The sequence below is a fragment of the Phytobacter ursingii genome, assembly GCF_001022135.1.
Classification (GTDB): domain Bacteria; phylum Pseudomonadota; class Gammaproteobacteria; order Enterobacterales; family Enterobacteriaceae; genus Phytobacter; species Phytobacter ursingii.
On sequence record NZ_CP011600.1, the window covers coordinates 90,252 to 103,549 of the forward strand.

The 13,298-nt window shown below is 49.7% G+C and carries 14 protein-coding genes and 2 pseudogenes; 4 read left to right on the forward strand and 12 right to left on the reverse strand.

What is annotated here, in order from left to right; genetic code table 11:
- Positions 1-33: 33 nt before the first annotated feature.
- Positions 34-261 (reverse strand): annotated as a pseudogene (locus tag AB182_RS33205) (hypothetical protein); the annotation flags it as partial.
- 64 nt (positions 262-325) lie between these two features.
- Between AB182_RS33205 and AB182_RS01280 the strand changes: the two are divergent.
- A protein-coding gene (locus AB182_RS01280; protein WP_085949497.1) for an IS3 family transposase occupies positions 326-1,473 on the forward strand; the annotation gives its coding sequence in 2 pieces (ribosomal slippage) (positions 326-563 and positions 563-1,473; 1,149 coding nt in all).
- Here the strand turns inward: AB182_RS01280 and AB182_RS01285 are convergent.
- The 7 genes and pseudogenes from AB182_RS01285 to AB182_RS32280 all read right to left on the reverse strand — a co-directional run.
- A pseudogene (locus AB182_RS01285) lies at positions 1,473-2,600 on the reverse strand (hypothetical protein); the annotation flags it as partial. The gene AB182_RS01280 and the pseudogene AB182_RS01285 overlap by 1 nt on opposite strands.
- Positions 2,601-2,618: 18 nt before the next feature.
- On the reverse strand, positions 2,619-3,407 hold the full coding sequence (locus AB182_RS01290; protein ID WP_047368840.1) for a site-specific integrase: 789 nt from the start codon (positions 3,405-3,407) through the stop codon (positions 2,619-2,621).
- A gap of 24 nt (positions 3,408-3,431) precedes the next feature.
- Positions 3,432-3,941 carry a hypothetical protein gene (locus AB182_RS01295; protein ID WP_047368841.1) on the reverse strand — a complete coding sequence of 170 codons (510 nt, stop codon included), beginning with the start codon at positions 3,939-3,941 and terminating at the stop codon, positions 3,432-3,434.
- A gap of 37 nt (positions 3,942-3,978) precedes the next feature.
- Positions 3,979-4,347: a hypothetical protein gene (locus AB182_RS01300; RefSeq protein WP_047368889.1), complete on the reverse strand. Its 369-nt coding sequence runs from the start codon at positions 4,345-4,347 to the stop codon at positions 3,979-3,981.
- Between the two features lie 66 nt (positions 4,348-4,413).
- Positions 4,414-4,905, reverse strand: coding sequence for a hypothetical protein (locus AB182_RS29680; protein WP_052958800.1), 492 nt, complete (start codon positions 4,903-4,905; stop codon positions 4,414-4,416).
- A 136-nt stretch (positions 4,906-5,041) separates the two neighbouring features.
- Complete coding sequence (locus AB182_RS01310; RefSeq protein ID WP_047368842.1) at positions 5,042-5,347, reverse strand: hypothetical protein; 306 nt, start codon at positions 5,345-5,347, stop codon at positions 5,042-5,044.
- Positions 5,348-5,404: 57 nt separating this feature from the next.
- Complete coding sequence (locus tag AB182_RS32280) at positions 5,405-5,773, reverse strand: hypothetical protein (RefSeq protein ID WP_125125746.1); 369 nt, start codon at positions 5,771-5,773, stop codon at positions 5,405-5,407.
- A gap of 867 nt (positions 5,774-6,640) precedes the next feature.
- Here AB182_RS32280 and AB182_RS01320 point away from each other — a divergent pair.
- Positions 6,641-7,549, forward strand: coding sequence for an HNH endonuclease (locus tag AB182_RS01320; protein ID WP_007374408.1), 909 nt, complete (start codon positions 6,641-6,643; stop codon positions 7,547-7,549).
- Positions 7,550-7,956: 407 nt separating this feature from the next.
- Here AB182_RS01320 and copM read toward each other — a convergent pair whose 3' ends face one another.
- From copM to silR, 4 genes are all read right to left on the reverse strand, one after another.
- Entirely contained in the window at positions 7,957-8,307 is a 351-nt protein-coding gene (gene copM, locus AB182_RS01325) for a CopM family metallochaperone (RefSeq protein ID WP_032716639.1), read from the reverse strand.
- Between the two features lie 145 nt (positions 8,308-8,452).
- The gene (gene silE, locus AB182_RS01330) at positions 8,453-8,884 is read right to left on the reverse strand and encodes a silver-binding protein SilE (RefSeq protein WP_047368844.1); all 432 of its coding nucleotides are present in this window, start codon (positions 8,882-8,884) and stop codon (positions 8,453-8,455) included.
- A 250-nt stretch (positions 8,885-9,134) separates the two neighbouring features.
- Positions 9,135-10,610 carry a copper/silver sensor histidine kinase SilS gene (gene silS, locus AB182_RS01335; protein ID WP_007374412.1) on the reverse strand — a complete coding sequence of 492 codons (1,476 nt, stop codon included), beginning with the start codon at positions 10,608-10,610 and terminating at the stop codon, positions 9,135-9,137.
- Positions 10,603-11,283, reverse strand: coding sequence for a copper/silver response regulator transcription factor SilR (gene silR / locus AB182_RS01340; protein WP_007374413.1), 681 nt, complete (start codon positions 11,281-11,283; stop codon positions 10,603-10,605). The genes silS and silR overlap by 8 nt, the downstream gene beginning before the upstream one ends.
- Before the next feature lie 189 nt (positions 11,284-11,472).
- Here silR and silC point away from each other — a divergent pair, with 189 nt between their 5' ends.
- Positions 11,473-12,858, forward strand: a complete 1,386-nt coding sequence (silC, locus tag AB182_RS01345) for a Cu(+)/Ag(+) efflux RND transporter outer membrane channel SilC (protein ID WP_047368845.1) — start codon at positions 11,473-11,475, stop codon at positions 12,856-12,858.
- A 29-nt stretch (positions 12,859-12,887) separates the two neighbouring features.
- On the forward strand, positions 12,888-13,241 hold the full coding sequence (gene cusF / locus AB182_RS01350; protein WP_007374415.1) for a cation efflux system protein CusF: 354 nt from the start codon (positions 12,888-12,890) through the stop codon (positions 13,239-13,241).
- Positions 13,242-13,298: the final 57 nt, after the last annotated feature.

Consider the following 13,298-nt stretch of genomic DNA (forward strand, 5'->3'; position numbering starts at 1 on the left):
GAGAAGTAAAGTTGGGGTGTTTCCCATAAACACTCATCTGTCGTTAAGGTGATTCAACACCCCAAAAATATGCCGACTAAACGGTTTGGCACTGTGTGTCGGAGGGTCGGTCTGTAGTTTTCCCAGCGTCCTCATTCCCTTATGCTGTTCAGCTTTACGAAGACAGTACTCTTCATCCGTATATCCCATAGTCTCGATCACTACCTGATGGATGCTTCCAGTAAGGTCCCGGGCGGTGACAATAAAGTCAGGTAGTACAAACTGAATCGCCACGGGTTTAACAGACACCTCAGAGTCATTTAAGATGGCTTAAAGAGAGGTGCCCATGAGCGGTAAGCGTTATCCCGAAGAGTTTAAAACTGAAGCAGTCAAACAGGTTGTTGATCGCGGTTATTCTGTTGCCAGCGTTGCAACACGTCTCGATATCACCACCCACAGCCTTTATGCCTGGATAAAGAAGTACGGTCCGGATTCTTCCACTAATAAAGAACAGTCAGATGCTCAGGCCGAGATCCGCCGTCTCCAGAAAGAGCTGAAACGGGTTACCGACGAACGGGACATATTAAAAAAAGCCGCGGCGTACTTCGCAAAGCTGTCCGACTGAGGTACGCCTTTATCCGTGACAACTCCTGTTGCTGGCCTGTTCGCCTGCTCTGTCGGGTGCTGGATGTTCATCCCAGTGGTTTTTACGCCTGGCTTCAGCAGCCGCATTCACAACGCCATCAGGCAGACCTGAGACTGACAGGACAGATTAAACAGTTCTGGCTGGAGTCGGGATGCGTCTATGGTTATCGCAAAATCCATCTGGATCTGCGTGACAGCGGGCAACAGTGCGGAGTAAACAGAGTCTGGAGACTGATGAAACGTGTCGGAATAAAGGCTCAGGTCGGATACCGAAGCCCGCGGGCACGTAAAGGCGAGGCCAGTATCGTGTCACCCAACAGGCTCCAGCGACAGTTCAATCCGGATGCTCCTGATGAGCGTTGGGTAACGGACATAACCTACATCAGGACCCACGAAGGCTGGCTGTATCTTGCCGTTGTTGTTGATCTGTTCTCACGCAAAATTATCGGCTGGTCCATGCAATCCCGGATGACAAAGGACATTGTCCTGAACGCACTGCTGATGGCTGTATGGCGGCGTAATCCCGAAAAACAGGTGCTGGTTCATTCGGATCAGGGCAGTCAGTACACAAGCCATGAGTGGCAGTCGTTCCTGAAATCACACGGCCTGGAGGGTAGCATGAGCCGTCGCGGTAACTGCCATGATAATGCGGTTGCAGAAAGTTTTTTCCAGTTGTTGAAACGTGAACGGATAAAGAAAAAGATCTACGGAACGCGGGAAGAAGCCCGCAGTGATATTTTTGATTACATCGAAATGTTTTATAACAGTAAGCGTCGGCATGGTTCTAGCGAACAGATGTCACCGACAGAATATGAAAACCAGTATTATCAACGGCTCGGAAGTGTCTAGATTATCCGTGGCGATTCAAACCCTTTTTCACCTTCAAGATCCACCTCGATATCAAAAAGAGGCTTTACCAGGCTTAACGCCGGCGCATCCGATTTTTTTGACAGCCATTCAGCCGCTTCGGAGAGGCTTTCAAGCGTGCCGCGTTCCAGGCCACTGTCAACTGGCACCGGGCATCCGCGCCTGAACAGGGCATGCGCATAACCTTCGCTGCAGATCACAGAGCCATCCATACCTCTGCGAAATGCCAGGATCACCCAATAGGGTGGCCGGGCACCATCCTGTGCTTCGCCGTTAATACTCAACCCTCGCTCAGGGCGGAAAACCAGCTCACCGTCCGGCCATATGAACGAGACTTCGTCCCGGGAGACCTTTGTGGATGTAAAAATCTGAAAGAACATCCGCGTTTTATTGGCGGGCCAGTGTGCATCCGGACGTTCAAGCGTCTTCATCAGTTGTTCCCTGCCGTTTTCGCTAATACCGGGAGAAAATCTTACGATCTCTGACAGCAGACGCCCCCGAATAAATTCATTTTGTTCCGTAACGTTCCTGAGCATGTTTACGGATTCCGAGACACTCCGGGACGGAATCGGAAACAGAGAGTCAATACGGTTAAGGCCTGCGTCCTCAATAAGAGTTAGCAGCAGCCGCGCTATACGCGGACGGCGGGTACGGCGGGTGCGATCGTCTTCCGGTTTGGTGGGACGTCCCGGAGCTTTAATGGTGGTACCGGCATCATCCGGAGGCAGGAAATCTCGGTAGCTTATTCGCCTGCTTCCTGCCGTTTTTCGTGTGCCGACCCGAGTTGCTCCTTCATCACCGCAGAAAGGGCGGTACATACGGCAAGACATATCATGTTCGTGACTGAATCCTGCCAAGAAGAGAGTGCCAGTATCCTTCATCAGGTTAGCGCTGTTCCGGGCTGGGTGTTCACCATGTACGCAGTCACATTCAAGCCAGGCCTCTTTTTGCCGCATTTCCTGAAGTACCGAACTGGCGAGTGTCAGTTCGCCAGTAGTTAGCGGCGCGCGAGCGCTGTAGTAAGCCTTGACGGCGTCTTCCTCATCGGGACGCAGCCAACGAATTGATCCGCCGGTTGGATTTTTCTTACGAACTAGCTGCATGGCCATGGATATGTCCTCAGAATGTTAGTTACGGGGTTTGTCCTGTGAGTGTTGTCGGAGCAGGGAAACGGCATCACTTTCGGGCATAGAGAACTGGACGCGATGGCGGGCGGCGACATCAAGCGCAAACACCTTCGTGTAGACTTCCGTTGAGCTGATTGACTTGTGGCCCATCAGGCTCTGCAGCACCTTGAGTGGAATACCGGCGTACAGCATGTGCATGGCGTAGGAGTGACGAAACGTGTGCAGGGTCACCGGTACCGAGAACGACACCCCGTCAGCCGCAGCGGCGTCAGTGGCTTCATTCAGCCACGTCCTCGCCGTCCGGTCGGTAATGTTCCAGAGGCGCGCCTTTTCGGTCCGGCCGGTGCGTTTGTTTTTGCGCTCGAGCGGAATTTTCAGGGTGGCCACCATCATCTCCAGCTGGCGGACATAGAGGTTATCTGACAGCGGGACCAGACGGTGGGGCGTGGCACCGGCGGGCGTACGGCCGGCACTGCGGGCCGCTTTTTCTTCACGTTGTTTGAGGGTGGCCAACTGCACAAACGGATACGGTGATACCAGCGAAAAATCCCCCCGCGTCAGGGCCAGCGCTTCGTTGATACGTGCGCCGGTGTTCCACAGGGTGGCCAGTAACATCCTGCGGTGCAGATCCGGGACATAGTGGAGCAGGGCATTGATTTCCGGCGCCAGCAGGTATTTTGGCAGTTCATCCTGTACCAGAGCCATCTGGCGCAGTGCCAGTGCCGCCGGATAATCGATGGCCACCGGCAGCTGCGCCGGTGCCGAACCGTAATTCACAAGCTGGGTCATGTTATGTTCCTGTCGGAAGCGGAATTATTCATCCAGGGACCAGGGGGACGGCAGAGCACACAGCGTGCTGAGTTCCTGAATGATACCGTCACACTCACCGACCAGTTTCTGGTATACGTCAGAGGCGGTTTCACGGTATTCGTGACCATCCGTATATTCTTCAAATACAGCATCCAGCCGCGCCTCGTGCTGAGTGCGCAGAAAAGCCAACCTGTGAATTCTCAGCTGCAGCACACCATCCAGGACAGTCCAGTCTCCCTTTACCCTGCTGAAATCCGGCGCCTTGGGCCGTGGCAGAATACCATCGTCCTTAACCGGGAAGCGTGAAAACTCATGACACTGCACCCGGAATCCTGCCAGGATTATCATCAGCTGGCTGCCGATGTATGCGCGCTCTGAAGCCAGCTTTTTATCTGCAGCCTTTTTTTCGCGTCTGGCGGCGAAATAATGTGAGAGAAACTGGCTGCCCAGCGCACCACCCATTCCAGCCAGTGCTGTAGCCACCGGCACCCACAACGGAACGACAGCGGTCATGGCGTCCGCTCCGGTTCAGGCCGTAATCTGCTGTTGATCACCATGACCTGCCGCCCGTGTTCTGATACAGCAGTGGCACCTCATCAGACATCATTACATGACGCGTGCTTTTTCCGTGAAAAATGCGGCGCATCATCGGTGTAAAATCTGCAGGCTCCCAGCCATAGGGCCACGTACAGTAAATCCCGTCCTTAAGCGTGTTATCCCGTCGCTCAGGGCCGGCAACGATGCGTCTGACCTCAAGGTTCAGCGCTTCACCGCGCAGGCCGTACTGCCCCAGGTAGCGGCGCAGCCGCGTTCGCGGCATCCGGGGGTCTGATTTTTCGCCGGCATTAACATCCGTAAACTGTGTGATGGTCATAATTCCCGCGCCAAACTTGCGCATGGTTCTTAAGGCGGCAGCCATATCGTTCATTCCTGTCTCCGGTGAGTAATCGACTCTGTACACCCTGTTACCTGGCGGCAGGGCGGGTCAGTAAATCCCGCCTTGACCGACAGCCTCAGCCACGGTGTGCCTGTTTTGTTGCACGAACGCGTAAGTGCGCTCACGTACCCCGGTATCACAGAACCCCCAGGAAAGTGCAGCACCAATAATGTCGGCCGGAAGCGCCATGAAGAACGCCCTGATCTGCTCCGGGGTGGGTTCTTGTGCGACGCCAGACGCAACCAGCAGATCATGAAGCAGCTCCCGGTCGTGATGCCCCTCTGGTGTGTTGTGCCAGAAGGCTTCACGGACCGCATTCAGGCGCTGATCTTCGGCCCTGTCTTCCGCTTCCTGGCGCATCGTCTCCTGCTCCTGCTGTTCCTCTGTGGGTGTTGTCTGCTTAAGCAATTCTTCGCAGGAGATACCAGGTCGCCGTGCGGCTGCCTGCAGCAGGACACTCTTCCCCGGGCCGGATGGGCCGGGCATCACCGTGTGCACAGGTATCGCCATCTCTGCGGCGGTAAATTTCGAACTGGTCATGGTTGCCTTCCTTCACTATTGTGACTGCGGATGCTGTCCGCTTTCTGTGACGATAAACGCGCCCGCCCTTGTTCCTTCGCCTGTTGAGAAATCCTGTCAGCACGGGTCAGCCAGAGCACGGAATGACGGTCAACCCTCAGCGTGGCCGGGGTGTTTTCGGCTTCTTTCTGTCCTCTGCCACACTGAGCTTTTCTTTATATTTGCGGATCCTTCCCCCCAGAGAAGAGAGGGAAGCCGGATGATTTAAGGTGTACCGAGGTTGTCCTGTACAGTGGATTTTCAGTAAGCCTTTACCCTCATCAATCCAGATAAAAAGGCAGCGCCCTATTTTTACCGGCTCCGGACTGGCATCAAGCACTTTTTGCGCATCCTCGAGAGTAAACTCGTGAGGAAATTTCCCGGCATCAGCCGCGCGCAGGACATCCTGTGCGGTATGTTTCATTATTTGCCCCTTAAAAAACGGATGGAATGTCGGATTCATTGTTGTCTGGAAATCCCGTCAGCCGCTATAGCAGTCACCCCTGCATTCGTCCTCTGGTGAAAACAAACCGTTATCATCAATATAAGGATGAACAAGCATTGTCATCCAGAACCATACATCCTTAAGGAACGCTTCAGAAACAGCGGTATCCTCATCTGGTTCATCAATAATCAATCCCGTATCATGTTCGTGATAGAAGATTGTGTACTCCCATTCATCCGGATGACCGACTTGCATGGCGAGCGTTCTTCCTCCTGTTGAACGAATCTCACTGCCTCGCCATTTGTCACAATGCGATAGTTCATCGAGATCTGTCTTAGTAGAAAACCAGAGTTCCTGATGAATCAGTTTCAATTCAAAAATGACATGCTGAAAAGTGTGGCTCACCTCGCCCCTCCAATACCCGATAGTAACCTGTCGCGATTATCACGTATTGATTAACCTGAAAGTTACAGCTGATAATTTTCCATATATAAATCATTTCCATGGTGATAATACGCAGGCATATAACCACACCATTAAATTACGGGATGGCCGTTTCCGCCTGATCCGACTTTTACGCTGTCTGAGACTTTCCGGAAGTGTACCACGGCCAGGAAATAACCACATCGCTGTTTTCGGCACCTGCGCGCCGGATCACGGGGCAGGGGAGAAACACAACATCTAGCGGTATCAGCAGATGTCGACAACGCTACATCTTGTGTGGCTGGAAAGCAACGCGCTGGCCAGTGCGGAAAGATCCGGGTCTGGCTTTTTTCGGATCCCGGATGACAAAACGCATGATATTTCCTGTAAATGCAATTATTCATAACATTTATATTCATATATGTTAAAAGTGCGAAATTAGCATCAGTTGTTGGTTATTATTAAGATTTCAGCAACAAACCGTATCCCACCCGCTTCGTTAAAAAAACCGAAGGTCATCAGAAGCGCTCACTGATCGTTCCGGGCTGAGACGGTGGCAGCGTCACGGGTAATGTCTCTATTTTATTGGTCGTGAGGAAGGCCGGATAATGGCCAAACTAAGAAGCCATAGCATTGGGGGCAGCCTGCTGATCTGGTATGATCGAGCAGAGGCTCATCTCAATGAGCAATCCCCGCAACAAATTTTTTCGGGGTGCAACAGACCCTTTAGTGTCCAGGCCTGAAAAAAAAGAAAGCACGGTCTCTGAGAGACTACGGTCCTTACGCAACCATACCGGTTAGCAAGCTTTATATTTTCATTATGACTATCTGTATAACAGGGGAATGAATGTGATTAAAAAAATATGCGAAGTGATTGATGGAGAGTATGTCTGTGACATTGATATCAGTGTGGAAGAATGGAAAACTTTATTAACAAATGATAAAGTTTTTGACACAAAAAGTATTGCAGCGTTAAAAAAATGGTTTATTGAGCCAAATCATTCCTGCACATGCTTCGATATTGGTAAGAAGTACGACCTGCACAGCATGAGTGCTAATGGAGTCATAAACGGACTGGGTGGCAGAGTTCAAAAAGAACTTGGTAGATTCGAGGTTAAAGGTGTCGGAAATATCGCATCCGGTACAAAATTCATTACCGTAATGAAGAGTAAAGAAATCGGCGGAAAACCCAAAAGAAACTTATGGACAATTCGTGAGGAACTTGTTCAGGCAATTAACGAACTGGATTTTTTTGGTACAACAGAAATGGCCAGCAGTGAGTATTACTCTGACGATGAGTTGATCAATGCCATAGAGAAAAGTAATATCTTTGACAACGTTCAGACGTTTGAATATACAGGGGAAGCCAAACCAAAGAAAAATGCAATAGAAGTAAAAAATGGCCTCTCGTATCCCAGGAGTAAAGGCGTATCCCAAAATGCGCTGAATAAAGCAGGTTACAGATGTGAAGTCGATAGTGACCACCCAACATTCAGAAGGCGAAATTCATCCTTAAATTACACAGAACCTCATCACATTGTACCTATGTCCAGGCAAGATGCTTTTGACACATCTCTTGATGTTGAAGAAAATATCATATCTCTGTGTTGCAATTGCCATAAACAAATTCACCTTGGTCAGGGTTATGAAGATATGCTGAAAGAAATATACACTGCGCGAAAAAGGTTATTAAAAAAAGTTGGTATTGATATATCACTGGAAAACTTGATTCTTTATTACAAAATGGAAAGTAAGTGAGATTCAAACGAGAGTGATACCTTCGTTTTATTGGTCGGGATGAACAGCAGATGATGTTTCCGGCAAGTATCGGGGCCAGAAACTTTCTGTTAAAAAAGAGGTAAAAGTAGTCTTGAGCCCTGACTGCGAATTGCCATTGCGCATGACCAGAGAACAGGACGAACCCCTGCCAAACCCAGGCATGAGAAACGCTTTTAAAACATAGACTTAATTAAAATCAGCAATTCCCATCGAAATAATAAGCAAGCAGAATTGGCTCAGGTGAATTTCACTCGGTGCAGTGCATGCGTTGGGGGTTTTAAAAGGAAAAACCCGAAATGAATCGGGTTTTGATTAATTAACGATTAACAGGTTCCCGTGCCCGGGAACACTCTGACTGTACGCGCAATATATTATTTCCGCAATCATTATTTTTGATTACCAAGCCATTTATTCATCTGCTCAATTTCACCTTTTTGAGCTTTAATGATGTCCTGCGCGAGCTTTCTCATTTCCGGATCTTTTCCGTATTTTAGCTCGGTCTCAGCCATTGCTATTGCCCCTTCATGGTGTGCTACCATGCCTTTCGCAAAAGCCTTGTCGGGATCGGAATCTTTTACAGCGGCCATCATTTTGTCATGCATACCTTTCATGCCGGACATATATTCCTGTGACGATGCCGATGAGGATATATCTGACATTTTCATTTCTGAATGTTCTGCGGAAATCGCTGGCAGGGATAACATCAGTATAACAAAAAGCGAATTTGTGATTTTCATATAATAAACCCTTTCAGATGGTTACCGGATAAGTTTAGCTGAGTCAGACAAAAAAGCCCCCTGAAGGGGGCAAAAAATAACAACATATCCGTATAAGGGACAATCTACCAAGGAAAGGGTAACCGCACGGAAACTTCAGTTGTCATCAGCCCGCATTGATCATGCGGCGGTGTGCATCAGCCATAGCCTGATGGGGGCCGGACTGACCGTTATTCGTAAATTCATGGGCAACAGCTGCTCTTTCATGTTCATTCATCGCCGCAAACGAAGTCGCCGGACGGGAAGCGTTAACGGTACCAGTTCCCATCATCTTCTGATGACTTTCCACCATTTTCTGATGCGCATCTGCCGATCCGTTCGTCATGGTTTCATGGGCAATAATGGCCTGTTCATGTTGATTCATACCGGTCATACTGGGGGCGGCCCCCTGAATTCCTACAGGAGCAGCAGCAGACTGCATCTGGTGAGCAGGAGCCTGTGCATTGTTGACGCGCTCATGGATATTCACGGTTTCCGTGGCCCACACTGACGAAATTAAGCCAAGACCTAACACAGATGCTAAGACGATATTTTTCATGGTGACTCTCCAATAATTAATTAGTGATGTCCGGGAAATCATTATCTGAGTCTTCAGTTCCATAATTGAAACATCTACTGCAGTGATTATTTCTCCGGGAGATGGCTCTCTGTTCATTACATGGCATAGTGCTACACCATGTAATGATTCTGTAGTCCATCCTTCCTGATAAGTTGCACTAATTATATCGAATGGCTTCTGTTTGCTGCATGACAGGCTAATGACATCTTTGTCATTTAAATCTTTATTCTCAGTACTGGGTTTCCGGAATCATTTTCTCCAGTCTGGGCACGGATAGGATAAAACGAGTTGAACGTACGTCCGATTCCACCTGCACTCTTCCGTGATGTGCTTCCACGATGGACTTCACAATCGCAAGGCCGATGCCGCTGCCTTCTCCTTTTCGTTGTCTGGACGGATCTACCCGATAAAAACGGTCAAACAGCCTTGATAAATGCTCTTCAGGGATTGGTTTCCCCGGATTTTCAATCACAAGGTCAAAAAAGCTCTCCTGCTCTCTTATTGAGACGGTGATTGCCTGTCCCTCCGGGGTATAACGCAGGGCATTGGATAACAGATTATTGATCGCCCTTCTGAACATTTGTGGATCTCCCTCAACCAGGCAGGGCATCCCGTTAAATTTGAGCGTGATATTGCGTTCTTCGGCCCAGGCTTCGAAAAACTCGAAGACTTTCATGACTTCCGCTCTGAGGTCAAACATGACCCTGTCAGGTATCAGCTGATTATTATCTGCCTGTGCCAGGAACAGCATATCGCTGACCATTTTGGTCATCCGGTTATACTCTTCAAGACTGGAATAGAGGACATCCTCAAGTTCCCTCTGTGTTCGATCCTGACTCAGTGCGATTTCAGTCTGCGTCACCAGATTGGTGATGGGCGTTCTGATCTCATGCGCGATATCGGCAGAGAAATTGGCCTGGCGGGTAAAGACATCCTCAATCTTTCCAATCATATGATTGAACGAGATAACCAGTTGCTCCAGCTCAATGGGAACGCGTGTCGGTTCCAGTCGCGCATCAAGATTCTCGGAGGTGATGTTTTTAATGGCATTGCTGACATTACGAAGGGGCAGGTGCCCCTGACGGACAGCGATTCGAATGATCAGAACAATCAACAGGCTTATCACGACGGCAATCGCAATCAGGTTCTTTTTCAGCGCATCGAGGTAATGGAGATGGAAATTAATGGATAGGCCAGTCAGCATGACATAGTTCTGCTGTTTGCCCTGAAATATCGCCTGACCAGAGGAGGCGATAATCCTGTATGTTTCCATCTTCATTTCGGACCCGGTATCCATCGGTCCCGCAGGATCCTCCACCGTCCAGAGAAAGACATCCCGTGCGCGGCTGTGCTCGCTAAAATCTGCTGAATTCACTGCCGGGCGTAGTGCCGCCCCCTGAGCTGAGCTAAAGAGCACTTCCCCCCTGGGATTGAGGAGCAAAAGGGCAACGTTGCGGTAGCTGGCAATTGATTCCTTTATTTTGCTTATTTTTTTATCATCCGGATCCACCGGGGACTGCAGTATACGGTTCAGTGTGGTGCTGATTTGTTGAAGATCGCTGACGTCCTGCTCGGCAAAATGATTTTCAACAGAATGCAGCATAAACCAGGTGAAGGCGATAAAAGCCAGTATCGTGGACAGGCTGATAAAAAAGGTCAGCCGCAGAGCGAGTGAGAAAGGGCGTCTGGAAGGTTTGCTATGCATCCGGGACCTCCAGCATGTAGCCCACGCCCCGGACTGTCTGGATCAGCTTTGTCCCGTAATCGTTGTCTATTTTAGCGCGGAGTCGCTTTACTGCGACATCGATCGCATTAGTGTCGCTGTCAAAATTCATGTCCCAGACCTGAGAGGCAATCAGGGAGCGGGGAAGAACCTCTCCCTGATGGCGAATGAAGAATTCCAGCAGGCTGAACTCTTTACTGGTGAGCACAATGCGGTTTCCGGCGCGACTGACTTTTCTGGATACGAGATCAATCGAGAGGTCAGCCACCCTAAACTGGCTTTCCGTGATCATCGTGTTTCCCCGCCTCAGAAGGGTTCTCACCCGGGCGAGCAGTTCGGCAAACGCAAAGGGTTTAACCAGATAATCGTCCGCACCCAGTTCCAGTCCTTTGACCCTATGTTCGATCGTGCCGAGGGCTGTCAGCAGTAAGACCGGCATACCCTTTCCGGCAGTGCGCAGCATGCGGATGATATCCCAGCCGTTCACATCAGGTAGCATGATATCCAGAATGACTAAATCATACTCGGCTGTCATGGCGAGATGATATCCGGTAAGACCATTATCAGCGTGATCCACTACGAACCCTGCCTCTGTAAGCCCTTTGCTGAGATATTCACCTGTTTTAATTTCGTCTTCGACGATCAATATTTTCATCTTGCTCCCCGGCTGGCTGCTAATGTCATTCTATTGCGCCCACGATCGTTATCAACGGATTACAGCAAAAATGACAACATTGTCATTATCCTGTCACTCGGCAAACAGAGAGCGTTAGGTAAAGTACCCCTATCAATACTCTGGACTTCATTTGAACCATTTACCAGGTCTGCCTGGACGAGAAGCGTTATGTTCAAATTAAAATTACTCAGCATTAGCACGATATTCATCCTGGCAGGCTGCGTGTCGCTTGCGCCTGAATATCAGCGGCCCGCAGCACCGGTACCCCAGCAGTTTTCACTGTCCCATAACAGCCTGACGCCAGCGGTAAATGGCTATCAGGATACGGGCTGGCGTAACTTTTTTGTCGATCCCCAGGTTACCCGGTTGATCGGTGAAGCTCTGACTAATAACCGTGATTTGAGAATGGCTGCCCTGAAGGTTGAAGAGGCCCGGGCCCAGTTCAACGTCACGGATGCAGATCGTTATCCCCAACTGAATGCCTCATCCGGGATCACATACAGCGGTGGTCTGAAAGGTGACAAGCCGACCACACAGGAGTACGACGCGGGTCTGGAGCTCAACTATGAGCTCGATTTTTTTGGCAAACTTAAGAACATGAGTGAGGCTGATCGCCAGAACTACTTTGCCAGCGAAGAAGCCCGTCGTGCCGTACACATCCTGCTGGTCTCCAACGTTTCACAGAGCTATTTCAGCCAGCAACTGGCGTACGAACAACTCCGTATTGCGCGGAAAACGCTGAAAAATTATGAACAGTCTTATGCATTCGTTGAGCAACAACTGGTGACCGGGAGTACGAACGTTCTGGCGCTTGAACAGGCCAGGGGGCAAATCGAAAGTACCCGCGCCGAAATAGCCAAACGAGAAGGCGATCTGGCTCAGGCAAACAATGCCCTGCAACTGGTGCTGGGAACGTACCGCGCAGTTCCGTCAGAAAAAGGGATGAAAGGTGGTGAAATCGCGCCAGTAAAACTGCCCCCAAACCTGTCGTCACAAATTTTGCTGCAGCGCCCGGATATCATGGAAGCGGAATATCAGCTTAAAGCGGCTGATGCCAGTATTGGCGCAGCGCGAGCGGCCTTTTTCCCGTCCATTACCCTGACCAGTGGCCTTTCCGCAAGCAGTACGGAGTTGTCCAGCCTCTTTACGTCAGGAAGCGGAATGTGGAATTTTATCCCTAAAATTGAAATTCCTATTTTTAATGCCGGCCGGAACAAAGCCAATCTGAAACTGGCTGAAATTCGCCAGCAACAGTCGGTGGTTAATTACGAACAAAAAATTCAGTCGGCCTTTAAGGATGTTTCCAACACGCTTGCGCTGCGCGATAGTCTTAGCCAGCAACTCGAGGCACAGCAGCGTTATCTTGATTCACTCCAGATAACCCTCCAGCGAGCCCGGGGATTATATTCAAGTGGTGCAGTCAGCTACATAGAAGTGCTGGATGCAGAACGCTCCCTGTTCACTACGCAGCAAGCCATTCTCGACCTTACCTATTCCCGACAGGTTAACGAAATTAATCTGTTCACCGCACTGGGTGGCGGTTGGGTAGAGTAAATTATATTCAACATATCAGGAAATTAAAAATGCGTAACTCACTTAAAGCCGTTTTATTTGGTGCTATCTCTGTCATGTTTTCTGCCGGTCTGCATGCTGAAGTACATCAGCATGGTGATATGAACGCTGCCAGTGATGCTTCGGCACAGCAGGTTATCAAGGGCACCGGTGTCGTTAAAGACATTGATATGAATAGTAAAAAGATCACCATTTCGCACGAAGCAATCCCTGCTGTGGGCTGGCCTGCAATGACCATGCGCTTCACTTTTGTTAATGCAGACGACGCTATCAATGCCCTGAAAACCGGCAACCATGTCGATTTCTCGTTTATTCAGCAGGGCAATATCTCCTTACTCAAAAGCATTAACGTTACGCAATCCTGATTATCAGTCCGGAGCGAATACATCCAGTGCGCCTGAACATTCATTAAGGGATTACTG

Excerpts from the sequence above, each read along its gene's own strand:
- cusF (WP_007374415.1), top strand. The coding sequence starts at position 12,888 with ATGCGTAACTCACTTAAAGCCGTTTTATTTGGTGCTATCTCTGTCATG.
- silE (WP_047368844.1), bottom strand. The coding sequence starts at position 8,884 with ATGAAAAATATCGTCTTAGCATCTGTGTTAGGTCTTGGCTTAATTTCG.
- AB182_RS01290 (WP_047368840.1), bottom strand. The coding sequence starts at position 3,407 with ATGACCCAGCTTGTGAATTACGGTTCGGCACCGGCGCAGCTGCCGGTG.
- copM (WP_032716639.1), bottom strand. The coding sequence starts at position 8,307 with ATGAAAATCACAAATTCGCTTTTTGTTATACTGATGTTATCCCTGCCA.
- AB182_RS01300 (WP_047368889.1), bottom strand. The coding sequence starts at position 4,347 with ATGGCTGCCGCCTTAAGAACCATGCGCAAGTTTGGCGCGGGAATTATG.
- silR (WP_007374413.1), bottom strand. The coding sequence starts at position 11,283 with ATGAAAATATTGATCGTCGAAGACGAAATTAAAACAGGTGAATATCTC.
- AB182_RS01295 (WP_047368841.1), bottom strand. The coding sequence starts at position 3,941 with ATGACCGCTGTCGTTCCGTTGTGGGTGCCGGTGGCTACAGCACTGGCT.
- AB182_RS29680 (WP_052958800.1), bottom strand. The coding sequence starts at position 4,905 with ATGACCAGTTCGAAATTTACCGCCGCAGAGATGGCGATACCTGTGCAC.
- silC (WP_047368845.1), top strand. The coding sequence starts at position 11,473 with ATGTTCAAATTAAAATTACTCAGCATTAGCACGATATTCATCCTGGCA.
- AB182_RS01310 (WP_047368842.1), bottom strand. The coding sequence starts at position 5,347 with ATGAAACATACCGCACAGGATGTCCTGCGCGCGGCTGATGCCGGGAAA.
- silS (WP_007374412.1), bottom strand. The coding sequence starts at position 10,610 with ATGCATAGCAAACCTTCCAGACGCCCTTTCTCACTCGCTCTGCGGCTG.